We start from the raw sequence: 22,826 nt of genomic DNA, 5'->3' as shown, positions 1-22,826 counted from the left end.
GCCACGCCGTCGAAGAGGTGTGATCAGCCGGTCCGCGAGCGCGGTGTCCAAGCGCTGGGCCGGCATCAGCAGCCGCCGGCGGCAGGCGCCCCGGAGCAGCCACGAGATCGTCCTCGACGACTTCCTCCGGCTCGCCGCCGCGCACGCCGACGTTTTCGCCTTCGTCCGCGGCCGTCCCGGCGGACCGGCGGGCGCCTGAGACTCCCTACGGACGCGCCGTTGCCGCCGTCACCGGCGTACGGCCTGTTCCGGACCGCACGACGGGTCGGCCGTCGGGTCGCCCGTCGGAGCGCCGGGCACGGTGCCCGTACCGGCGGCCGGCTGGCCCGGACCGTCCGCGGAGGCGCTCGCCGAGGGCGACGGGCAGGCCGAGGGGGACGTCGAGCCGCCCGGGTCCGGGGTCGCCGAGCCGCTGGGCTGCGTCGTCGGTGACGGGTCCGCGGTGGAGGACCCCGAGGGATCGGGCGTGGGCGAGCCGGGCTGCGACGGATCCCCGGTGGGCGTGGGCGCCGGGGTGGACGGCCCGGTCGGCGGCGCCGGGTGGGGGCGCGAGGGGGTGGGAGTGCCCGGCCCCGAGGGGCCGCCGTGGTCCGGACCGACGAGGATCCCGCCGCCGGTGTTCCCTCCGTCCTCTCTGTCCACGGGTTTCGTCGCCGGGGTGCCGCCGCCCGCCCCGGGGGACCTCGGGATGACGCCCTGGCCGTCGGGCACGCTGTGCACGCCCCGGCGGTAGAAGTCCAGCCAGTAGCGGACCAGGTCCAGGTAGGCGCGCGAGTTGTTGTAGCCGAGGACGGCCCGGTCCAGGTCCGCGGCCCGGCTCAGGTCCCGGTCCCCCGCGCACAGGTAATGCCCGGCCGCGAGGGCCGCGTCGAAGACGTTGTTCGGGTCGGCGCGGCCGTCCCCGTTGCCGTCGGCGCCCCACCCGGTCCACGTCGACGGCAGGAACTGCATCGGCCCCACAGCGCGGTCGTAGACCGGGTCGCCGTCGTAGACGCCGCCGTCGGTGTCCCGGACCAGCGCGAAGCCCCTGCCGTCGAGCGCCGGACCGGTGATACGGCCCAGCGTCGTGCCCTGCCGGTCGACCGCGCCGCCGCGCGCCTGGCCCGACTCCACCTTGCCGATCGCGGCGAGCAGTTGCCAGGGCAGCCGGCAGCCGGGGTCGGTACGGGCGATGGACCGCGCGGCCGCCCGGTAGGCGCGCAGCACGGTGCCCGGGATCCCGGACTCGGCCCGCACCTCGCTCACCTGATGCGGCGTCAGGGGGGCACCGGTGGTGATCAGGGGCGGGAGTTCGGTGTGGTACGACCCGTCGCCGGGCGCGTCGGGCGCCGCGTACGGGACGCCCGCGGCCGGCGCGCGCTCCTCGTCGGCCGCCGGACGGCCGGGGCCGTTCCCGGCCGCCCCGGCCGCTCCGGGCGCGCCGGGTGCCTGCGAGGCGGTGAGGGCCGCCACGGCGGCCACGGCGATGGCGGTGGCGCGCAGGCCCTGTCGGGTACGGGCGCGCAGACGTCGTACGCGGCGTGCGGGCATGGCTGTCACTCCCTGTCGGTGGGTCCTCGGCGCGGTGGGCGGGGGCTCGTCCTCAGCGGCCGAAGGTGTCGATGCCGGAGACGAGCCAGTGCCCGTCCCGCAGGACGACGTCGACGGCGAACATGGCCCCGGCGTAGGTCCCTTGGTCCTGTGCTCCCTGCTTGCCCTGTGCTCCCTGCTTGTTCTTCGCGCCCGGGGCGGCCTTGGTCCCGGCGGTGCTGACGCTGCTCTGGTCGGCGTAGACCAGTACTCGGGCGCGGTCGCCGTCGATGCGCTCGACCGCGCTGTCCGTGACGGTGGTGGTGATGACCGCCTTCTGCTGGTCGGCGCGGGTGCGCACGCCGTCGAGCAGGGCTCGGTGCTGGGCTACCGCCTTGCCCGTGAGCAGCGTCTTCACCGCCTTCTCGTACGCGCCGGGGGCGGCGTGGTCGTAGGAGAAGAGCGCGGCGACCGCCTTCTCCGTCTCACCCTTGATCTCGCTCGTGCGGGCGGCGTCGGTGAGGGCGGTGTTGCGCACGGCCGGGTCGTCCCGCAGGCTCTGGGCGCGCGCGTGCGCCCACCCGGCGAAGCCGCCGAGGGCCAGGGTCAGCAGGCACAGCAGGCACAGCGCCAGGGACCGGCGGGACGGACGTCCGCGGGGTGGGCGGCTCGTCGTGCGCGAGTCCGTGGCCGGGTCCGGGTCCGTGGCCGCGTCCGGGTGCGTTATCGGGTCCGGGTCGTCCGTGGCCGTGTCCCGGTCCGTGGCCGCATCCGGGTCCGGGCCCGGTGTCGCCTCCGGGGTCCGGCGCGGGGAAGTGGTGGAGGAGGCGCGGGCGGGCAGTACGGCGACGCCGGTACGGGGCCGTCCGGGCCCGCGCCCGTCCGCTCCCGGGTCCTTTGCCGGTGCGGCCGCCGTCTCCGCCGGGGCGGCCGGCACCGCCGGCGGCTCGGGCCTCGGTTCGCGCGCCTGGCGGCGTCGCTGGCGGTTGATGTGGTGCCGGGTCGTCGGCATCGGGTGTCGTCCTCTCGTGCGGGCCGGCCGTCGCTGCGGTGCCGGACCGGGTCAGCCGGCTGAGGTGCCGCCCACGGGTGCCTGGCCCAGGGCGCTCAGCTTCCATCCGCCGCCGGTGCGGGTGAGCTCGCCGAGCATGCGGCTGTCCTTGTCGGTGCTCTCACCGCCGGGCGCCTTCACCGTCACCCGCAGTGCGACGAGCACCCGGGCCCGTCCGGCCCGGTCGTCGAGTTCGGTGACGGCACCGGAGAGCACCCGGGCCGTGGTGACGGTCTTCGCCGTCTGTACCTGTTCGGTGAACTCCTTGCGCCCGCTCACCAGTTGGCTGTGCAGGTCGCCGGTCGTCGAGGACTCCCACAGGTCGAGGCCGCGGCCGACGCTGCGGTGGTCGAGGGTGTTGAGGTTCTCGACGGCCTGTTCACCGGCGGCGAGCGCCTTGTCGCGCTGGACCGCGTACGCCGCCGAGTCGTCGTGCGCCGCGCCGTACCAGTCCCAGCCCGCCCACGCCGCGAACCCGCCCGCGAGGAGGGTGAGGGCGAGGGCCACGGCGGGCAGGGCGCGGGGTCCGGCCGACAGCGTGCGGACCGTGCGTTTCATGGGGTGCTCCCGTCTCCCGTGCGCCGTCAGCGGGTCTGGATGTCGACGATCCGCCACTGGTCGTCCTCCCGTTGGGCGGTGACCGTGAGCTGGGCCGCCGCGGCCGCCGCCTTGCCCTTGTCCCGGCGGGAGACCTGGTCGAGGAAGACCAGCAACCGCGCCTCGTCCCCGTGGAGTTCGATCACCCCGACGCGTACGGCCTGGGTGCTCAGGGTCACGCGCTGCTTGGCGACGTCCGCGCGGATCCGGCCGACGAGTTCGGTGTACTGGCGGGCCGCCTTCCCGGTGAGGACGGAGCGCGCGGAACGTTCGGTGGCGTCCAGGCCGTCCGGTGTGTAGGAGAAGACGCGGGCGAGGTCGTTGCCGACGTCGCCGGCGACCCGGGTGGTGGCCGCGACGTCGCTCAGTGCGGTGTTCTCTGCGGAGGGTGCGGAGCGCAGCTGGTGGGCGCCGTGGAAGAAGCCGCCGCCTGCGAGGACGAGTACGGCCGCGCCCGCCGCGAGGGCGGCCCTGCGCAGCGACCTGCTCCGGGGGCCGCGCGCGGGCGCCTCGTCGGCGTCGGGCTCCTCGGTGCCGGACGCGTCGCTCTCGGGGGACGCGTCACTCCCCTTTGACGCGTCACTCCCCGCTGACGCGTCACTCTCCGCCGGCGCGTCACTCCCCGCTGACGCGTCACTCCCTTCGGCCGTCCCGTCCGCCCTCTGCGCCGCCTCGGCCGGGTCCGCCCCGTCCTTCGGTCCGGCGGGCTCGGACTCGGGCTCGCGTGCCCGTTCCGGGCGTTCCTTGCGCAGCAGCCGTGTCATCGGGCGTCGTCCTCCCCCGCCGTCCGGGCCGGCAGTACCGCGTCCAGTGCCTTGACCTTCCATTCGTCGTCCCCGGTGCGGACCAGGACCGCTTCCAGGCGCTTGCGGTCCGTGGTCGGTGTCTTCGGTGTATTCGGTGTCTTCGAAGCGGCGGGTGTGACGTCCACGCGCACGGTCGCGATGAGCTTGGCCGTGCCCGCCCGCGTGTCCAGTGCCGTGACCGCGGCCTCGGTGACGGTGCCGCGCGCCGAGGCGCCCGTCTTGGGTGCGGTGCGGCCCAGTTCGTCCTGGAGCGGGCCGGTCGAGGCGTCGCGCCAGGCCTTGATGCCCGCCTGCGCCTGCTGCCGGGACGACGCGTCGAGGGTGGTCAGGACGGCGATCGCCCGGCGTCCGTCGGCGAGCGCCGCGTCGCGCTCGCGGCCGTAGGCGAGCGAGTCGTCGCCGCGGGCCTGCGCGTACGTCCACGCGCCCGTGCCGCAGAAGGCCAGCGCCAGTGCCAGCCCGGCGCCGGTCAGGACGCGCGCCCGCCTCACCGCTCACCCCCGGTGGCCGGGGCGAGCAGGCCCGCCAGTCCGGCCGGGGTGCCGTCGCCGACGCCCGGCAGGGCGAGCGCGCCCGGCAGCGGCGCGGAACCGGTGCCTCCGGCGCCCGGGCCGCCGTCCGCCGACGTCGCGCCGCTGCCGGAGGGCAGGGAGGCCGGCTTGGCGGGATCGGGCACCTGGCCGCCCTCGGGGGCGTGGGCCGAGCCCCTCACGTCGATGCCGCTGGAGGCGGGCACGGTGCAGGAGGCGCCGGTGTTGAGCGCGGGGGCGGTGCCGAGGTCGAGGCCGTTGCGGTAGCGGGTGGCACCGTAACCGGCGGTGCAGGGCAGGGGTTTGAAGAAGGTGACGGCCATGCCGAGGTTCAGTTTCCCTCCGTCGACGGCGGTGGCACCGGCGGCGACGGCCGCCGGGTACTTCACGAGCAGCTCTTCCATGCCGTGCTGCCGGGTGACGGCGACCTCGGAGGTGGTGAGCAGGTTGGCGAGGACCACGCCCAGGCTGGGGTCGAGGTCGCGCAGGACGCCGCTGATCTGGGTGGCCGCGTCGGGGGCGACGGTGAGCAGGCGGCGCAGGTCGGCGTCGGAGCCCTTGAGGGTGCTCGCGAGTTCCTTGGCGCCGGTGGCGAAGTCCCGTACGGCGCGGCCCTCTTCGGCCTGGGTGCGCAGGACGGTCTCGCCGTCGGTGAGCAGCCGGGTGGTGGAGGGCAGGTTGCGGTCTGCGGCCCGGACGAACTCGCTGCCGTTGTCGAGGAGGACCTGGAGGTCGTCGCCGTGGCCCTCGAAGGTCTTGCCGAACTCGTCGACGACGGTGCGCAGGTCGTCCAGCGGTACCGACTCGGTGAGGTCGTTCACGCTGGTGAGGACGTCGGTGACGGGGGCGGGCACCTGGGTGTCGGGCTGTTCGATGCGGGCGCCGTCGGCGAGGTAGGGGCCGCTGTCGCCGCGGGGCCGCAGGTCGATGTACTGCTCGCCGACGGCGGACAGCGAGGCCACGACGGCCTGGCTGTCGGCGGGGATGTGCGGAGCGGACTTCTTGATGCGCAGTTCCGCGACGACGCCGTCCCCGGTGAGGTCGATCGGGCCGACCCGGCCCACCGACACTCCGCGGTAGGTGACGTCCGAGTGGGTGAACAGACCTCCCGTGCGCGGTAGTTGTACGTCGACGGTGTAGTAGTCGGCGACGCCGAGGTAGCGGCCGAGGTCGGCGTAGCGGATGCCGACGAAGCCGAGGACGAGGACGGCGATGACCAGGAAGGCGAGGTTCTTCAGGCGTACGGCGAGGGTGATCACCTCGGCTGGCCTCCGTCCTGGGCGGGGGTGGGGACGGACGGCAGCGGCAGCGGTGCCGGGGGCGAGGTCTGCGGGGTGGCCGGCCCGGTCCCGGCGGCGCTCTTCCCCGTCCCTCCGCCCCTCCCGGACTCCCCGTTCTTCCCGGACCGCCCCGTCTGCCCGGTCCTTCCGGTGCTCCCCGTCTTCCCGGCGGCCGGTGTGCCGCCGCTCCCTCCGCGTGCGGCGGCCGGCGCCGGGGCGGAGGGCGAGGGCGAGGAGGTGGACTGCGGTACCAGGGGCGGGATGATCCGGGTCCCGGGCAGGGCGGTCATGTTCAGGTACACGTTGAGGTAGTCGCCCTTGACGCCGCGCAGCACCTCGTCGGTGAACGGGTAGGTCAGCAGGGCCTGGAGCGAGTCGGGCAGGCCGGTGCCCGCGTCGGCGAGGGCCTTCAGGGTGGGGGCGAGGGCCTTGAGGTCGGCGACCATGTCGTCCTTGCTGGCGTTGACGGTGGAGACGGCGACGCCGGACAGCGTGTCGAGTGAGCGGAGCATGGTCAGCAGGGCGCCGCGCTGCTCGTCCAGGGTCTTCAGGCCGGGTGAGAGGCCGGTGAGGACGGTCTGTACGTCGGTCTTGCGGTGGGCGAGGGTGGCGGCGAGCCGGTTGACGCTGTCGAGGGCGTCGGTGATGTCGCCGCGGTGCTGGTCGAGGTCGGTGACGAGGGTGTCGACGCGCTGGAGCATGGAGCGGACCTCGGGTTCGCGTCCGCCGATGGCCGTGTTCAGTTCCCTGGTGATGGTCTTGAGCTGGTTGACGCCGCCGCCGTTGAGGAGCAGGGACAGCGCGCCGAACACCTCCTCGACCTCGGTGTTGCGGCCGGTGCGGGTGATCGGGATCTCGCTGCCGTCGGTGAGGTGCCCGGCGGAGGTGTCCTTGGCGGGGGCGACGAGCTGGACGTACTTCTCGCCGAGCAGGCTGGACTGTTCCAGGCGGGCGCCGGCGTCGGAGGGCAGCCGCACGTCGCCGTTGATCTTCATGGTGACGCGGGCCTTCCAGCCGTCGAGGCGGATGGCGGTGACCCGGCCGACGGCGACGTCGTCCACCTTGACCGCGGCCTGCGGGACGAGGCTGAGGACGTCGTCGAGTTCGGCGGTGACGGTGTAGGGGTGGGGGCCGAGGTCGGCGCCGCCGGGCAGCGGCAGGTCCTCGATGCCGTCGAAGTGCGGGGCGTCGACGGAGAACGCGCCGAAGGCCAGCGTGAACCCGAGGGCCAGGGCGAGGAGTCCGCCCAGTCCGGCTCCCACGGCCGCGCCGCCGGTGAGCAAGGAGCGCTTCACCTCTCCCCCTTCCCCGGGGTGCGGTCCGTGGACGAGGTGGGGCCGCTGGCCGGCAGTGGCAGCAGCGGTCCGCCCATGCTGATCTCGTTGAGGTCGGCGCGGCCGTCGATGGTGCGGTGGTCGGTGTCGTAGGCGTTCACGAGGTTGTCCGCGGCCAGCGGTGCGACGTCCAGTGCCTCGGCGAGGGAGGCCCGCTGGCGCACCAGGGTCTGGGTGATGGGCACCAGCTTGTCGACGTTCTTCTTCAGTTCGCCCCGGTTGTCCTGGATGAACTGCTTGACCTGCCCGAGGGCCTTGCCGAGTTCGGCGAGCGCGCCCGCGAGGTCGTCCTTGTTGTCGGCGAAGAAGCCGACGACCGTGTCGAGCCGTTCCTGGGCGGTGCGGACGTCGGCGTCCTTGTCCTTCAGCATGGTGGTGAAGGTCTGGAGCCTGCTGAGGGTGGCGAACAGGTCGCTGCTGGAGCCGTTGAGCGTCTTGGCGGCCTTGCCGAACTGCTCGATGCTGTCGCCGATGGCCCTGCCGTTGCCGTCGAGGTTGGCGGCGCCGGTCTTCAGCAGGTCGGACAGGGCGCCGGTGGAGTTGGCGCCGTCGGGGCCGAGTGCCTTGCCGAGGTCGGTGAGGGAGGCGTAGAGCTGGTCGATCTCGACCGGGGTGCGGTTGCCGGAGGCGGGCAGTGCGGCACCGTCCGGGAGGGCGGGTCCCGACCGGTAGGTGGGGGTGAGCTGCACGAAGCGGTCGGCGACGACGCTCGGTGCGACGATGACGGCGTGCGCGCCCCGCGGGACCTCGATGCCGTCGTCGAGCCGGAGTTCCACGCGCACCTGGGTGCCCTCGGGCCGCACGGAGGTCACCTCTCCGGCCCGTACGCCGAGGATGCGCAGGTCGGAGCCGGCGTAGATGCCGACCGCGCGGTCGAAGTAGGCGGTCAGCCGGGTGCCGCCGGAGTCCAGGACGCGGGCGACGGCGAGGCCGGCGGCGACGACCACCAGGGCGACGGCCGCGGCGAGGAGTTTCCTGCGTCTGCTCATCACTCTCCGCTCCCCAGGGTCCGCGCGGACTGCTTGGGCGGTATGCATCCGGTCTTGGGCGGGGACTGCGCGGGCAGGTAGTCACGGGGGACGACTCCGCACAGGTAGCTGTCGAACCAGCGCCCGTTGCCCAGGCTGTTGCCGACCAGGCGGTAGTACGGGCCGACCAGGGCCAGGGTCTTGTCGAGCTGGGTGTTGTTCTTCGCCAGGACGTCGGTGACGCGACCCAGTGCCCTGAGGGTGGGGCCGAGCTGCTTGTCGTTGTCCTGGACCAGGCCGGTGAGCTGGGTGGCGAGCGCCCTGCTGCCGGTGAGCAGGGCGCGGATGGCGTCGCGGCGGTCCTTGAGTTCGCCGAGCAGGGAGCCGCCGTCCTCGATGAGCGTCTCGAAGCTGGACTTCTTGTTCTGCAGGGTCTGGGTGAAGCGGGCGCTGCCCTGGAGGAGTTCGGAGAGTTCGGCGTCACGCTTGGAGACGGACCTGGACAGGGCGGACAGTCCGGTGGCGGCGTTGCGCACGGCGGGCGGCGAGTCCTTGAAGGTCTGCGAGATGGTCTCGAAGCTCTTGGCGAGCTGCCGGGTGTCGATCTGGTCGACGGTGGAGCTGAGGTCCTGGAAGGCCTGGGTGACGTCGTACGGCGAGGTGGTGCGGGTCAGCGGGATGCGGTTGCCGGGGTCCTGGCGGGCGCTGCCGAGCGGGTCGAGCGCCAGGTACTTGTCGCCGAGGAGGGTCTTGATGGCGATGGCGGCGGTGGTGCGGTCGCCGATCCAGGCACCCTTGGTCTCGAAGGTGACCTTGACCCTGCCGCGGTCCAGGGAGACCCCGGTGACCTTGCCGACCTTGACGCCGGCGATGCGCACCTCGTCGCCCTTCTCGAGCCCGGCGGCCTCGCTGAAGTCGGCGCTGTAGGTGGTGCCGCCGCCGATCAGGGGGAGCCGGTCCGCGTTGTAGGCGAAGACGGTGAGCAGGGCCAGCAGGAGCAGGCCGACGAGGGCGACGGCGATCGGATTGCGTTCCTTGACGGGCTTGATGCGGGGGCGGCGGGCGCGGCGGGGTTCGACGGGCGGCTCGTCGGGGCGGGGCCGTTGCAGGAGGGTCATGCGCCGCACCTCTGTTCCGTGACCGCGATGCCGGTGGGCGGCTCGGAGCCGTCGGAGGTGCTGACTCCGCTCACGCGCGCCTCGCAGAGGTAGAGGTTGAACCAGGAGCCGTAGGAGGACAGCCGGGCCAGGGCGGTCATCTTGTCGGGGCTCTTGGCCAGGAAGTTCTCGATCTGGCCGGTGGCGTCGCCGAGGTTTCCGGAGAGCCGGCCCAGTTCGCGGATGTCCTGCTTGAGGGGGGCGCGGCCGTCCTGGAGGAGGCCGGCGGTGACGGTGGTCAGGTCGCCCATGGCGGCGACCGCCCGGCCCAGCGGTTTGCGGTCGGCGTTGAACCCGCTGACGAGGCGGCGGAGCGTGTCCACGAGGTCGTCGAAGCCGGCCTCGCGTTCGTTGAGGGTGGTCAGGACGGTGTTGAGGTTCTTCACCACCGCGCCGATGACCTGGTCCTTGGCGGCGACGGTGGTGCTGAGCGAGCCGATGTGCCGGATCAGGCTGTCGACGGTGCCGCCCTCGCCCTGGAGCACCTGCACGATCGATCCGGCGAGTTCGTTGACGTCCTTCGGGGAGAGCCCCTCGAACAGCGGTTTGAAGCCGTTGAAGAGCAGCGTCAGGTCGAGGGCGGGTGCGGTGCGGTCGAGCGGGATGGTGCCGCCGGAGGCGAGGGTGCCGCCGACGTCCCCGCTGCCCCGGTCGAGGGCGATGTAGCGCTGGCCGACCATGTTCAGGTACTTCACGGCGGCGGTCGTCGAGCGGGGCAGGGTGCGGTCGTCGCGGACACTGAAGGTGACCTGGGCGGTGCGCCGGTTCACGACGCGTACGTCGGTGACCTCGCCGACCTTCACTCCGGAGACGCGCACGCTGTCGCCGTCGACGAGTCCGGTGACGTCGGTGAACAGGGCCTTGTAGGAGCGGGTGCCGTCGCCGACGCCCCGGTTGGCGACGCTCAGTGCGAGCACGGTCGTGGCCAGCGCGGTGACGATGACGAACACGAGGGACTTCAGCAGGGGGCCGGTCAGCGGGCGGCGGCGGGTGTGCGTGCCGCGCGGGGAGGTCATCGCAGGGTCACCTCCGTGCCGCGCAGGACGGGTCCGGCCAGCAGGCTGCTCCACTTGGGCAGGTCGCCGGGCTGCTTGCCGGCCGCCGGTGCGAGGAGTTCGTTGACGAGGTCGTTCTCCTGCGGGGAGTTGGCGGGCCCGAGGTCCCCTCTCGCGGCGGCCGGGACCTGCGCGGCGGGCTGGACGGGTACGCCGAGGTAGGGCACCGGGTAGCAGTGCGGGCCGCCGGAGGCGTCGTAGGAGGGGGTGTCCCGGCCGGGGACGTAGGCGCCGCGCGAGCGCACGGTGGTGACGTCGACGTGCAGTCCCGGCTGGTCGGTGCCCTTGCCGAGGACCTTGTCCATCCGGGGCACGAAGTCGGCGAGGGTGCGCAGCGTGCACGGGAAGGCGGAGGAGTACTCGGACAGCAGCCGCAGGGTGGGTTTCGAGGTGGCGCTGAGCCGGATGATGTCGTCCTTGTTCTGCCGCAGGAAGGAGGTCAGGTCCTCGGCGGTGCGGGTGGTGGCGCCGAAGGTGGCGGCCAGGTGGCTGTCCTTCTCGGCCAGGGTGCCGGTGGTGGTGGTGAAGTCGGTGAGCGCGGTGACGATGTCGGGCGCGGCGTCGGCGTAGACCTGGCTGACCTTCACGAGTTCTTTCAGGTCCTGGTTGAGGGTGGGCAGCTCGGGGTTGAACTTCCGCAGGTGGGCGTCGAGTCGGGTGAGGGTGTCCCCGAGCTTCGCGCCGCGTCCCTCCAGTGCCCGGGAGACGGCGGAGAGGGTGGCGGAGAGTTTCTGCGGCTGTACGGCGGTGAGCATGGGCAGCACGTTGTCGAGCACCTGCTGGAGTTCGACGGCGTTCGCGGAACGGTCCTGCGGGATGGTGTCCCCGGCCTGCAGCGGTGTGCCGGAGGGGTGCGGGGGCGGGACGAGGGCGACGAACCGGGCGCCGAACAGGGTGGTCGGCAGCATCTGCGCGCGCACGTCGGAGGGGATGTGGGCCAGTGCTCCGGGCCGCAGGGCGAGGGTGAGGCGGGCGCCGTGGTCGGTGGCGTCGATGGAGCGGACCTCGCCGACGACGACGCCGCGCAGCTTCACCTCGGCGCCCAGGTGCATCTCGTTGCCGACGCTGCCGGTCTCCACGACCACCGGGTCGGAGTCGGTGAACTGCTTGTCGTAGACGGCGACGGCGAGCCAGATCAGCAGCGCGGGCACCACCAGGAACACCACGCCGGCCAGTCTGCGGCGCACCGGTTCGCCTGTGTGTCCGCTCATCTCACCCCGCCACCTTCACGGTCGTGGTGGCGCCCCACAGGGCGAGCGAGAGGAAGAAGTCGGTGAGGCCGATCAGCACGATGGCGTTGCGCACCGAGCGGCCCACGGCGACACCGACCCCGGCGGGGCCGCCGGTGGCGCGGTAGCCGTAGTAGCAGTGGGCGACGATCACCATCACGCTGAAGATGAGCACCTTCAGTACGGAGAGCAGGACGTCCGTGGGCGACAGGAACAGGCCGAAGTAGTGGTCGTAGGTGCCCCGGGACTGGCCCTTGAACAGGACGGTGACGTAGCGGGAGGCCAGGTAGGAGGAGAGCAGCCCGATCGCGTAGAGCGGGATGATCGCGACGACCCCGGCGATGATGCGGGTGGTGACCAGGTACGGCAGGGAGCGGATGCCCATGCCTTCCAGGGCGTCCACCTCCTCGTTGATGCGCATGGCGCCGAGCTGGGCGGTGAACCCGGCGCCGACGGTCGCCGACAGGGCGAGTCCGGCGACCAGCGGGGCGATCTCGCGGGTGTTGAAGTAGGCGGAGACGAACCCGGTGAACGCGGCGGTGCCGATCTGGTCGAGGGCCGCGTACCCCTGGAGTCCGACGACGGTCCCGGTGAACAGGGTCATCGCGATCATCACGCCGATGGTGCCGCCGATGACGCCGAGGCCGCCGGTGCCGAAGACGACCTCGGCGAGCAGCCGCTGCACCTCCTTGAGGTAGCGGCGCAGGGTGCGCGGGACCCACAGCAGGGAGCGCAGGTAGAACAGGAGCTGGTCGCCGGAGCGGTCGAGCCAGACGAGCGGGGAGGCCACGGCCTCAGCCTCCCTTCGGCGGGACGATCTGGAGGTAGACGCCCGTCATCACCATGTTGACGAAGAAGAGCAGGAGGAAGGTGATGACGACGGACTGGTTGACCGCGTCGCCCACGCCCTTGGGACCGCCGCGCGGGTTGAGTCCGCGGTAGGCGGCCACGATGCCCGCGATGAACCCGAAGACGAGCGCCTTGAGTTCGCTGACATACAGGTCGGGCAGCTGGGCGAGGGAGGAGAAGCTGGACAGGTAGGCGCCGGGGGTGCCGTCCTGGAGGTACACGTTGAAGAAGTAACCGCCGAGGATGCCGACCACGGAGACCAGCCCGTTGAGCAGGACGGCCACGCCCATGGCGGCCAGGACCCGCGGGACGACCAGGCGCTGCACCGGGGAGACCCCCATGACCTCCATGGCGTCCAGTTCCTCGCGGATGGTGCGCGAGCCGAGGTCGGCGCAGATCGCGGAGCCGCCGGCGCCGGAGATCAGCAGGGCGACGATGAGCGGGCTGGCCTGCTGGACGACGGCGAGCACACTGGCCCCGCCGGTGAACGACTGGGCGCCGAGCTGCTGGGTGAGCGAGCCGACCTGGAGGGCGATCACGGCGCCGAAGGGGATGGAGACGAGCGCGGCGGGCAGGATGGTGACGCTGGCCAGGAACCAGAACTGCTCGACGAACTCCCGGAACTGGAAGGGCCGTCGGAAGATGGCCCGGCCGACCTCCGCGCCCAGTGCGAAGAGCCGGCCGGTCTGCCGCAGGGCGCCGGTGATCACTGGCCGCTCCCGCGCGTGGGCAGCGTCAGCGTGGGCGCGCCGGGGGCGGCGTGGGTGCGCTCGATGGCCGAGCGCGCGGCGGGCGGCAGCCGGTCGAGCATGCCCATGACCCGCTCGCGGCGCCGGTCGACGGCGCGGCGCGGCGGCAGGCCCGGGGACGGCTCCAGTTGCGGGACGATCTCGCGGGGTCCGGACGGCACGGGCACGGCCTCGGCGGCGAGGGTGGCGGCGTCCTTCTCCTCCGACATGCCGATGGGTCCCTCGCGCCGGGCGGCGAGGAACTGGGCCACGACGGGTTCGTCGCTGGTGAGCAGCACCTCGCGCGGCCCGAAGGTGACCAGTTCGCGGCGGAAGAGCATGCCGATGTTGTCGGGGACCGTGGCCGCGATGTCGAGGTTGTGGGTGACGATCAGCATCGTCGCGTCGATCTGCGCGTTCAGGTCGATCAGCAGCTGGGAGATGTAGGCGGTGCGGACCGGGTCGAGTCCGGAGTCCGGTTCGTCGCACAGGATGATCTGCGGGTCGAGCACGAGGGCGCGGGCCAGGCCGGCCCGTTTGCGCATGCCGCCGCTGATCTCGCCGGGCAGCTTCCCCTCGGCGCCCAGCAGGCCGACGACCTCGATCCGCTCCATGACGATGCGGCGGATCTCGGACTCCTTCTTGCGGGTGTGCTCGCGCAGCGGAAAGGCGATGTTGTCGAAAAGGGACATGGAGCCGAAGAGGGCACCGTCCTGGAACATGAGACCGAAGAGTTTCCGGGTCTCGTAGATGTCGCGTTCCGGGCCGTTCACCATGTCCACCCCATTGATGAGGACACGGCCGCGCTCCGCCTTCAGGAGCCCGATGAGCGACTTGAGGAACACGGTCTTACCGGTCCCGGACGGGCCCAGCATCACACTGACTTCTCCGGCCGGAAGGGTGAGGGTGACATCCTGCCAGATGTTCTGCTTGCCGAAGGACTTGGTCAGGCCCTCGACCACCACTTCGATTCCCATATCACCTCCGACAAGGATGGGTCAGGTGTGCACCGAGGAGCGCACGTTAAGTCGGTGCACGGCCCACTGACAATAGGCGGGGCGCCGGGTTCCTGGCGCGCTTTCCGTCTTTGTCACCGCGCAGACAAAAAGCGGTCCGGCACTTGTCTCCGCGAGACAGGGCAGGGCCGCGCGCCTCCGGGGGGAGTGGATCCGCGGGCCCTGCCTGCGGACGACCGGCCCCGAAGGAGGGCAAGGGCCGGAAATCGCCCGTCGCGTCTCCGGCCGGTGGGGGGCCACCGACCTGGAGATCAGCGCCGTACCCGGCACGTTACGGCTGAGTAACCTCGGCGGGCAAGAGCAGGTCCGCAGTTTTCGACAACATTCCCTTCGGCCATCCTCCGCCTGTCAGAGTGAATACAAAAGGGTGCCTCGAATTTGTCATCGCGCTGCGTGTCGAACACCCCGGAAGACGATCCGGGCAGCACATTCCGGACTTCTCGCCCGCACCGGCGGGAGCAGTCCGGGCCGATCCGGCCTTAGCAGCGGATGACTAAGCCGGCGCGACGAGTGCTCACCGGCTGGACAGACGGCCGGCCTTTTCAAAGAATCATGGTCGGCGGCATTGTTCGGCCAAGTTTCCCGCAAGTAACGTCGGTGCTCGCGATCGAGGTATTCCGATCCCCCGGGCCGCACGACTCCCGCTCCATCCGTTCTGTGGCGGTCCGCCTCTGCCGGTCAATCCCCAAGGAGAGTCCCAGAGCCATGAAGAAGTCCATCAGAAGGATCGCCGTCGTGGCGGGAGCGGGCGCGGCAGCGTTCGGCATCGCCGTCGCCCCCGCCTCCGCGAACGCCTCCACCATCTGGACCGTGAACCCGACGCCGGCCAACTTCACGGCGACCAACAGCGGGAACATCGTGCTGACCGCCAACATCCCGATGACGTGTACGACTTCGGGGGCGTCCGGCACCATGGCGAGCGCCACCGGCAACCCCGCGTCGGTCGCCGACATCACCGCCATCAACTTCGGCACCACCAGCTCCCCGTGCACCAGCATCCTGGGTGCCGTCACGGCCACCCCGGTCGGGACCTGGCATGTCGTCGCGCAGGACTACACCGCGGGTGTCACCAAGGGCTACGTCGGAAGCGTCAAGGCGAACGTGGCCGCGGGTGCCTGCCACTTCACCGTGGAGGGCAAGGCCTCCGCCACGTACACCAACTCCACCGGCATCCTGGCGGTCAACAGCGTCGCCGGTGACCTGGCCGTCACCGCCGCCAGCGGCTGCGGCACGGTCGTCACCACGTCCACCAAGCCCACCTTCAAGGGCAACTACGCCGTGAAGGTCAAGGGCACCAGCACCATCCCGACGATCGTCGGCTCGAACCCGTAAGACACCCTCCGCTCGCAACCGCCCGCCCGGGACAGCCCCGGCCGGGCGGTTGCGGCCGGTCGGAGGTGTGCAGCTCAAGGCGGTCCGCGGCGCCGGCGTCCGCACGCTCACCGGCGAAACGCCGGTGGGGTCGGTGTGCCGCGGCTGCGGCACGCGCGTCACCACCGCCACGGACCCCCCGTGCCCGAACGAAACACCCCGGAGCAGTAGATGACAGGCCCCCACGCAACCCACCGTGGGACCCGCCGGTCCCGCGCCAGGAGCGCGGCGACCGCCGCGCTGGTCGTGCTCGCCGCCATGGTCCCGGCCGCCGTCGCCACCGCCGACGCGCAGCAGGTCGACACCGCGCTCCCCTACGCGTGCGCCTTCCCCTCCGGCCGGCAGCAGGCGACGGTACGCGTCTCGGCGAGCCTCCCGGACCGGGTGGAGCCCCGTGAGGCGATCCGGCCCACGCGGGTCACCACCACGGTGGAACTGCCGGCCGCGGCAGCGGTCGACCTGGGCGTGCCGAAGGGCGGCGAGGTGAGCGCCGCGACCCGTCTGACCGTGGCGGTCGCCCAGAACAAGGCCACGGCCGAGGCGACCTGGCGCGGCACGGTGCAACCCGTCACCGTCCCGGAGTCCGGCCCGCTCACCCTGACCGCGACCGGTGACGTCCCCTCGGTGACCGCACGCAGCACCGGCGACCTGACGCTCTCCGCCGGCGACCTGGAGATCGACCTGGCCGTGAGTGCGCCGGACGGCTCCGCCGCCGCGACGGGCACCCCCACCGCCGCCGCCACCGGCCCCGCCCCGACCACGGTGCGGTGCACCCTGGACAAGGACGCTCCCGGCAACGGACTGCTGGCCACCGTGCCGGTCGGGTCGGTGACGTCCGGGCCGGGCGGTTCGCCGTCCGCCTCACCGACCGGCACGGGTCCGGGCACCCCGTCGGCGTCGTCCTCGGCGTCCGGGCGACCGCAGCCGCATCCCGGCAGCCCGCAGAGCGGACGGGCCCCGAAGATCGCAGGGACCGCACCCGGCTCCACCACCGACCGCAGCGGCGTCCCGCCGTGCCGCTACGACGCCCAGCACCCCTCGGACGAGATGTCGTTGAACTCGTACATCACCGGTTACGCGAACGTACGCAAGCAGAAGGGCGCGTCGCTGATCCCGGTGTCGTGCGCGCTGATCGAGCAGGGCCAGCCGGACTTCCAGTTCCCGCCGGACGGCAACGGCCCGGCCGTCATCACCCAGCACTCCGAGGGCCAGCTCTCCTATCAGGGGCGGGCGCAGACCGCCCCGTTCAAGGCCACCTTCCTGACCTTCGGTTTCGTCCCGGCGACGGCCACCATGGTGCTGGAGCAGACGGCACCGCTGACCATCGACTCCCTCGGCCACATGGACACGTCGACCTACTACACCACGATGGACACCTACATCCGCGTCCCTCTGGTCCTGCGGGTCACCTCGCTGACCGTCAACGGCACCCCCCTGGACGTCGGAAGCTCCTGTCGGACCCGCACGTCGCTCAGCTCCGCCGACCCCGAGCCCGCGAAGCACCCGGAGGACCACCTGGTGCTGCACGGCAAGGGCGAGTACGCCTTGGGCGAACAGGCCACCGGCTACATCCTGCTCTCGGGCGGCCCGCTGACCGGCGAGACGACGATCCCCGCCTTCACCGGCTGCGGCGCGGGCGGCGAGGACCTCGACGGTCTGCTCACGGCGGCGGTCTCCGGCCCCGGCAACTACATCAAGCAGATCCAGGGCCAGACGTGCGGCCTGGCCGCGCCGGTCGAGGGCCAGTGCACCAAGGACCTGCAGCCGGCGCAGATCCCCGTACCCGAACGCTGATCCCCTCCCCCTCGGACTCTCACGGAAGGCACCCCATGAACCGGTTCTCCCGCCGTGCCAGACTCGCCACCACCCTCACCGTGCTCGGCACCGCCCTCGGCGCCTTCGCCTCCACGGGCACGGCGACCGCCGCGACCACCCAGCTCAACGGCGAGTGGGCGCCCTTCACCCGCTGTCCCGTGAACGCCCCCGCCATGCTGGCCGCCGACGGGCAGGTCCAGACGCCGCAGTGCGTGGTCTCCACCTCGGCCGGCGGCTCCATCAAGCTGGGCAACACCACCGTGACGACGGGCCGCACCGACCTCCAGATGGGCGTCGTACAGAACTCCGACGGCACCAGCACGGTGGTGTCCCCGTCCGCGGGGGCGATCATCGCGGACTCCGCGACCGTCCCGGGCGGTCTGCTCGGCCTGATCTGCCCGAGCAACGTGCCCGCCATCACGGCCATCTGCGAGCAGATCACCAACAGCAGCCTCAACAAGATCACGGCCACCGTGGAGTCCGTGGGCGCCCCCACCGGCTTCGACCAGACCGCGGGCATCGTCACCGGCGAGCCGATCGTCTCCCTCCCGGTCCGCATCCACCTCCAGAACCCGTTCCTGGGCGGCAACTGCTACATCGGCACCAAGTCGAACCCGATCGTGCTGCGCCCGCAGAACCTGAACTACCCCGAGTTCGGCATGACGTTCTTCAAGGGCGACGGCACCCTCGCCGACGACGGCGACATGAGCCGGATCAACCTCACCGGCGCCACCCAGAACGACAGCACCTTCGCCGTGCCCGGCGCCAGCGGCTGCGGCCTGGGCCTGTTCGGCCTGATCGACGCGGCCGTCAACCTCAAGACGGGGCTGCCCTCCGCCGCCGGGAAGAACAGCATCACCCTCAACGACACCCAGACCTACCTGGCCGGCCTGAACGCCCCCGGCACCGCGGCACCGGACGCGGGCAAGGTCCTCGCGCGGAACTGGAACTCCGCCGTCAGGTAATGGCCGCAAGGCGGCGATTATCAGCCGTCCCGGCCGGCCGCCCCCGCCCCACGGCACCAAAGTGTGCACAACCTGTGTACGGATCAAGGAAGTTGATTTAGCTTCACCTTTCACACAGGTCTGCACCTGACGACCGGCCGCCTGCCCTCCACCGCCCGTCGACGCGGCGGCGGGTGGCACGCGGCCGGTCCCCCCACCGGGCGCGTCGGAAGAGCAAGGGACGACCAACTCATGCCTTCAACCGTACGGACGCCGGAGGTCGGAGAACCGCTCGACCCCCTGCCCAAGGAGTTCGCGGCCTTCATGAGACCGGAGTTACCCGGTCTCATGAAGGAGATACGCATCGAGGTCACCCGCGCCTACCCGGTCTACGGCCGCCTGCTCAACGGGCCGAACGCGGACGCCATCCGCCAGGGCGTCGAACAGGCGCTGTCCGCGTTCGTGGACCGCGTCGCCGAACCCGGCAAGAACTCGGCACTCCGCGACGAACTGCTCCGCAAGTTCGGCCGCGTCGAGGCCTACGAGGGCCGCGAACTCGACACCCTCCAGGGCGCCTACCGGCTCGGCGCGCGGATCGCGCTGCGCCGCGCCAAGGCCGTGGGCCGCCAGTACAACCTCTCCCCCACCGTCATCCTCGCCTTCGCCGACGCCCTGTTCGCCTACGTCGAGGAACTGGAGGCGATCTCCCGCGAGGGCTACGTCGAGGTGCAGTCGCGGGGCTCCTGCGAGGTATCCGCCCTGCGCAGGCAACTGCTCCACCTGATCCTGGCCGCCCCGCCGCTGCCCCAGTCGACCGTGTCCCACCTGTGCGAGGCCGCCGCCTGGCCGCTGCCCGCCCACGTCACCCTCGTCGCGCTGCGCTCCCCCGCCCCCGACCACCTGGAAGCGGGCCTGGCCGCGGACGTCCTCGCGGACCTGGACATCCCCCAGCCGCACCTGCTCCTGCCGGGCGAGCTGACCCCGCAGCGGCAGGCCATGCTCGACACCGCCCTGGCCGGCGCGCACGCCGTGGCTGGCCTGACCGTACCGCTCACCCAGGCCGCCGACTCCATCCGGTGGGCGCGCCGCGTGCTCCAGCTGATCGACGAGGGCGTCGTGGCCGACGCGCCCCTGGTCCGCTGCGAGGACCACCTGGTGACGCTGTGGCTGCTGTCCGACCCCTCGCTCGTCTCCCACCTCGCCGCCAGGGAACTGGCCCCGCTCGACGGCCTGCCCGCCAGCCGCCGCGACCGGCTCGTGGAGACGCTGCGCGTGCACGTCTCCACGCGCGCGCCCGCCGAACAGGTCGGCGAGATGCTGGGCGTGCACGCCCAGACCGTCCGCTACCGGCTGCGGAACCTGGACGCCCGCCTCGGCGACCGCCTCGCCGACCCCGACCACCGCTTCGCCCTGGAGGCCGCCCTGCGCTCGCTGCACCTGCGGGACGGCGACGGGGTCTGAGGAGGCGGTACGGTACGGGCCCAGTCGAGCCGAGGGACCGAGGGAGACGGGGAAGTTCGCGGGAGCCGGTGGGCTATGCCGCCGCTCCTCCCCCGGCGCACGCCGCCGTCCCTGCCCCGGCACGACGCTCGTAGCGCGCCCTGGCCGCCAGCAGGGCCCCCGCGTACAGCACCAGGACGACGGTGAGCAGCAGGTAGTAGACGGCCGGCAGGGCGGTCAGTCCGAGTACCGGTCCGAGCGGCGAGGGCGGCAGCGCCAGGCCGGTTCCGGCCAGGGCGAGCGCGGCCCACACGACCGGGCCGGGTCCGCTCCCCTCGGCACTGCGCCGGCCGACGCGCAGCAGCACCATGACCAGGGCCTGGGTGAGCAGGTTCTCGGTGAACCAGCCGGAGTGGAACACCGCCCCGTCGTCCCCGGCCCCCGGGCCGTGCAGGGCGAGCGCGAGAACGCCGAAGGTGGCCAGGTCGGCGACGGCGTTGAGCATGCCGAAGCCGGTGATGAAGCGCAGCAGGTCGCGCGGGTCCAGCACGGCCGGCCGCCGCAGTGCCGCCGGATGCGGCCGGTCGTGGGCGAAGGTCAGCTGGGCCGCGTCGAAGCACAGGTTCTGCGCCAGGACCTGCGCGGGGAGCATCGGCAGGAAGGGCAGCAGCAGTCCGGCACAGAGCATCGCGAGGACGTTGCCGAGGTTGGACGAGAGCGTGACCCGCAGGTAGGTGGCGATGTTGTCCCCGGCGTGCCGGCCCGCGGTGACGGCGTGGGCGATCGCGGTGAGGTCCTTCTCGGCGAGCACCACGTCCGCGCTCTCCCGGGCCACGTCGGCGGCCTCGCGCGGGGCGATGCCCACGTCGGCGGCGCGCAGCGCGGGCAGGTCGTTGACCCCGTCGCCGAGGAAACCCACCGTGCGCCCGGACCGTCGCAGCGCCCCGGTGATCCGTGCCTTGTGCTCCGGGGTGCAGCGGGCGAAGACGGTCGTACGGCCGGCCGCTTCGGTGAGTTCGTCGTCGGTGAGGGCGTCGACGCGGTCGGCGGTGAGGACGGTGCCCTCCCCCACGGGCACGCCGAGGTCGAGGCAGGCGCGCCTGGCCGTGCCCGGGTGGTCGCCGGTGAGGACCTTGACGGTGACGCCGCGGGCGGTGAGGACGGCGAGCGCGTCGGCGGCGGTGGGCGCGAGCGCGTCCCGCAGGGTGATCAGCCCGCGGAAGGTGAGGCCGCGCGCGTCGGCGGGCGTGTAGGCGCCCCGGCGGGCGGAGCGCTCGGCGGTGGCGACCGCGAGGACGCGCACCCCGCTGTCGGCGTGGCGGAGGGTCAGGCGGCCGAGCCGTTCGCGTTCGTCGTCGCCGAGCGCGCAGCGTTCGAGGACCGCCTGGACGTCGCCCTTGACGACCAGGGTGTGCGTGCCGAGCCGGCCGGGTGTCCTGACCACGGCGGTGGCGAGGCGGTGGGCCGGGGTGAAGGCGATGGCCGCCGTGCCGTCGTACGCCGTGAGCGCGTCCTCGTCGGCCGCGTCCAGGATGGCCTCGTCGAGGGCGTCGGGTTCGGGCAGGTCGGCAAGTTGGAGGGTCCACCAGGCGTTGACGGCGGCCCAGTGCAGGACGTCGGGGTCGTCCCGGCCGTCGGGGCCGAGGGCGCGGTCGAGGACCGGCCGGTCCTGGGTGAGGGTGCCGGTCTTGTCCAGGCACAGCACGTCGACCGCGCCCAGGTCGTGCAGGGCGGGCAGCCGCTTGACGATCACACCGTGGGCGCGGGCCAGCAGCGAGGCGCCCCTGGCCAGGCACAGGGTGACCAGGACCGGCAGCATCTCCGGGCTCAGCCCGACCGCCACCGCCACCGCGAACGGCAGCGTCTCCAGGCCGCGCCCGCGCAGCGCCGCGTTGGCCGTCAGCACCAGCGGCGGGGTGAGCAGCATGAACCGGATGAGGAGCCAGGAGATGCCGTGCACCGACCGGTCGAAGGCGCTCGTCCGGGGCCGGTTCGCCGCCGGGTCGTGCGCGGCGGCGAACCGGACGCGCGCGCCGGTCTCGGTGACCACGGCGGCGGCGCTCCCGGAGGCTACGCTGCTGCCCAGGAAGCAGAGCTGCGGCTGGTCGAAGACTCCTTGGCCGGCGGCGCGCGGCAGGTCGCCGGCGCTCTTCGCGACGGGCGCGGACTCGCCGGTCAGCGCGGCCTGGTGCACGGTCAGGCCGCTCGCCCGCAGCAGGCGTACGTCCGCCGGTACGAGGTCGCCCGGGCCGAGCCGGACGACGTCACCGGGCACCAGGTCGGCGACGGGCACCTCGCGGGGCACCGGCGGTGCGTCCTCGTCGTCCCGCCGGAGCACCGTGGCGGTCGTGGCGACCAGATCCCGCAGCGCGGCGGCGGACCGGTCGGCCCGGTGCTCCCCGCAGGCCCGCAGGACGCAGCTCACCACGACGAGCAGGAGGATCACCGAGGCGGTGCCCCAGGCGGACACGGCCGCGGACACCAGCCCGAGGCACCCGAGCACCGCCGTGAACGGATCCCGCAGGCTGCGGACGAACAGCCGCGGCCAGGAGGGATCGCGCCGGGCCGGAACGGTGTTCTCGCCCAGCCGCGCCAGCCGTTGTCCGGCCTCGGTCTCGGTCAGACCGCGCGGGCCGCCGTCCAGCCGGCGCAGCACTTCGAGGACCGTCGGCGCGGGGAGCCCCGGCTCCGGCCCCTCGGGGGCCGCCGCCAGGGCCGGCGGTTCAGGAGTCCCGGCGGGCTGCCGCCCCGACCGCGCGGTGCTCTCAGGCACCGTTCCCGCGCAGCGCGCGCACCGCCGCCGGGGCGTGCTGGGAACGCGCGGTCAGCTGCCCCACCATCACCCGGACCACGGTGACGACGTCGGGGTCGTCGACGTAGTACACCTGCCGCCGGCCCTCGCGGCGGGAGCGCACGAGTCCGGCGAGCTTCAGCTTGGCCAGGTGCTGGCTGACGGCGGGCAGCGCGCCGCCCACGCGGTCGGCGAGGTGCGTCACGTCGCTCTCGCCCTGGGACAGCGCCCACATCAGGTGCAGCCGGGCGGAGGACGCGAGCAGTCCGAACGCGGCGGCCGCGGAGGCCAGCACCTCGGCGGGCGGGTCGTCGAAGCCACCGGCTCTCCCCGTCACAGCCCTCTCCCGCCTCTCC

The 22,826-nt window shown here is 72.8% G+C and carries 21 protein-coding genes; 5 read left to right on the top strand and 16 right to left on the bottom strand.

Features of this window, described 5'->3' with window-relative positions:
- The first annotated feature begins 19 nt into the window (after window positions 1-19).
- A complete protein-coding gene (locus AB0G56_RS04995; protein ID WP_360963759.1) occupies window positions 20-199 on the top strand; it encodes a hypothetical protein in 180 nt (59 codons plus the stop codon).
- Between the two features lie 29 nt (window positions 200-228).
- Here AB0G56_RS04995 and AB0G56_RS04990 read toward each other — a convergent pair whose 3' ends face one another.
- The 14 genes from AB0G56_RS04990 to AB0G56_RS04925 are packed head-to-tail and all read right to left on the bottom strand — an operon-like array spanning window position 229 to window position 14,070.
- The gene (locus tag AB0G56_RS04990) at window positions 229-1,530 is read right to left on the bottom strand and encodes a lytic murein transglycosylase (RefSeq protein ID WP_360963756.1); all 1,302 of its coding nucleotides are present in this window, start codon (window positions 1,528-1,530) and stop codon (window positions 229-231) included.
- 52 nt (window positions 1,531-1,582) lie between these two features.
- Entirely contained in the window at window positions 1,583-2,521 is a 939-nt protein-coding gene (locus AB0G56_RS04985) for a hypothetical protein (protein WP_360963753.1), read from the bottom strand.
- A 51-nt stretch (window positions 2,522-2,572) separates the two neighbouring features.
- A complete protein-coding gene (locus AB0G56_RS04980) occupies window positions 2,573-3,118 on the bottom strand; it encodes a nuclear transport factor 2 family protein (protein ID WP_360963749.1) in 546 nt (181 codons plus the stop codon).
- 26 nt (window positions 3,119-3,144) lie between these two features.
- On the bottom strand, window positions 3,145-3,921 hold the full coding sequence (locus tag AB0G56_RS04975; protein WP_360963746.1) for a hypothetical protein: 777 nt from the start codon (window positions 3,919-3,921) through the stop codon (window positions 3,145-3,147).
- Window positions 3,918-4,454, bottom strand: a complete 537-nt coding sequence (locus tag AB0G56_RS04970; protein WP_360963744.1) for a hypothetical protein — start codon at window positions 4,452-4,454, stop codon at window positions 3,918-3,920. Before AB0G56_RS04970 ends, AB0G56_RS04975 begins: the two co-directional genes overlap by 4 nt.
- Window positions 4,451-5,752: an MlaD family protein gene (locus AB0G56_RS04965; RefSeq protein WP_360963741.1), complete on the bottom strand. Its 1,302-nt coding sequence runs from the start codon at window positions 5,750-5,752 to the stop codon at window positions 4,451-4,453. The genes AB0G56_RS04970 and AB0G56_RS04965 overlap by 4 nt, the downstream gene beginning before the upstream one ends.
- A complete protein-coding gene (locus tag AB0G56_RS04960) occupies window positions 5,749-7,068 on the bottom strand; it encodes an MCE family protein (protein ID WP_360963738.1) in 1,320 nt (439 codons plus the stop codon). Before AB0G56_RS04960 ends, AB0G56_RS04965 begins: the two co-directional genes overlap by 4 nt.
- The gene (locus AB0G56_RS04955) at window positions 7,065-8,096 is read right to left on the bottom strand and encodes an MCE family protein (RefSeq protein ID WP_360963735.1); all 1,032 of its coding nucleotides are present in this window, start codon (window positions 8,094-8,096) and stop codon (window positions 7,065-7,067) included. Before AB0G56_RS04955 ends, AB0G56_RS04960 begins: the two co-directional genes overlap by 4 nt.
- Window positions 8,096-9,193 carry an MCE family protein gene (locus tag AB0G56_RS04950; protein ID WP_360963732.1) on the bottom strand — a complete coding sequence of 366 codons (1,098 nt, stop codon included), beginning with the start codon at window positions 9,191-9,193 and terminating at the stop codon, window positions 8,096-8,098. Before AB0G56_RS04950 ends, AB0G56_RS04955 begins: the two co-directional genes overlap by 1 nt.
- Window positions 9,190-10,248 carry an MCE family protein gene (locus tag AB0G56_RS04945; RefSeq protein ID WP_360963729.1) on the bottom strand — a complete coding sequence of 353 codons (1,059 nt, stop codon included), beginning with the start codon at window positions 10,246-10,248 and terminating at the stop codon, window positions 9,190-9,192. Before AB0G56_RS04945 ends, AB0G56_RS04950 begins: the two co-directional genes overlap by 4 nt.
- On the bottom strand, window positions 10,245-11,498 hold the full coding sequence (locus tag AB0G56_RS04940) for an MCE family protein (RefSeq protein WP_360963726.1): 1,254 nt from the start codon (window positions 11,496-11,498) through the stop codon (window positions 10,245-10,247). Before AB0G56_RS04940 ends, AB0G56_RS04945 begins: the two co-directional genes overlap by 4 nt.
- Before the next feature lies 1 nt (window position 11,499).
- The gene (locus tag AB0G56_RS04935; RefSeq protein WP_037856002.1) at window positions 11,500-12,306 is read right to left on the bottom strand and encodes an ABC transporter permease; all 807 of its coding nucleotides are present in this window, start codon (window positions 12,304-12,306) and stop codon (window positions 11,500-11,502) included.
- Window positions 12,307-12,310: 4 nt separating this feature from the next.
- Entirely contained in the window at window positions 12,311-13,075 is a 765-nt protein-coding gene (locus tag AB0G56_RS04930) for an ABC transporter permease (protein ID WP_360963722.1), read from the bottom strand.
- Complete coding sequence (locus AB0G56_RS04925; RefSeq protein WP_360963719.1) at window positions 13,072-14,070, bottom strand: ATP-binding cassette domain-containing protein; 999 nt, start codon at window positions 14,068-14,070, stop codon at window positions 13,072-13,074. Before AB0G56_RS04925 ends, AB0G56_RS04930 begins: the two co-directional genes overlap by 4 nt.
- Window positions 14,071-14,814: 744 nt before the next feature.
- Here AB0G56_RS04925 and AB0G56_RS04920 point away from each other — a divergent pair.
- The 4 genes from AB0G56_RS04920 (at window position 14,815) to AB0G56_RS04905 (ending at window position 19,700) form a co-directional block, all read left to right on the top strand.
- The gene (locus AB0G56_RS04920) at window positions 14,815-15,441 is read left to right on the top strand and encodes a hypothetical protein (protein WP_360963716.1); all 627 of its coding nucleotides are present in this window, start codon (window positions 14,815-14,817) and stop codon (window positions 15,439-15,441) included.
- 210 nt (window positions 15,442-15,651) lie between these two features.
- A complete protein-coding gene (locus AB0G56_RS04915) occupies window positions 15,652-17,274 on the top strand; it encodes a DUF6801 domain-containing protein (protein ID WP_360963713.1) in 1,623 nt (540 codons plus the stop codon).
- 35 nt (window positions 17,275-17,309) lie between these two features.
- The gene (locus AB0G56_RS04910) at window positions 17,310-18,260 is read left to right on the top strand and encodes a hypothetical protein (protein ID WP_360963710.1); all 951 of its coding nucleotides are present in this window, start codon (window positions 17,310-17,312) and stop codon (window positions 18,258-18,260) included.
- Window positions 18,261-18,491: 231 nt separating this feature from the next.
- Window positions 18,492-19,700, top strand: coding sequence for a helix-turn-helix domain-containing protein (locus AB0G56_RS04905; protein WP_360963707.1), 1,209 nt, complete (start codon window positions 18,492-18,494; stop codon window positions 19,698-19,700).
- 73 nt (window positions 19,701-19,773) lie between these two features.
- On the opposite strand, the gene mgtA is transcribed toward AB0G56_RS04905, so the two are convergent.
- Entirely contained in the window at window positions 19,774-22,452 is a 2,679-nt protein-coding gene (mgtA, locus tag AB0G56_RS04900; RefSeq protein WP_360963705.1) for a magnesium-translocating P-type ATPase, read from the bottom strand.
- On the bottom strand, window positions 22,445-22,807 hold the full coding sequence (locus AB0G56_RS04895) for a metalloregulator ArsR/SmtB family transcription factor (protein ID WP_360963702.1): 363 nt from the start codon (window positions 22,805-22,807) through the stop codon (window positions 22,445-22,447). Before AB0G56_RS04895 ends, mgtA begins: the two co-directional genes overlap by 8 nt.
- Window positions 22,808-22,826 lie beyond the last annotated feature (19 nt).

It is taken from the genome of Streptomyces sp. NPDC021356 (assembly GCF_040641015.1).
Lineage (GTDB): Bacteria > Actinomycetota > Actinomycetes > Streptomycetales > Streptomycetaceae > Streptomyces.
The sequence above is the reverse complement of the archived record's forward strand: the minus strand, read 5'-3'. Positions and strand labels throughout refer to the sequence as shown.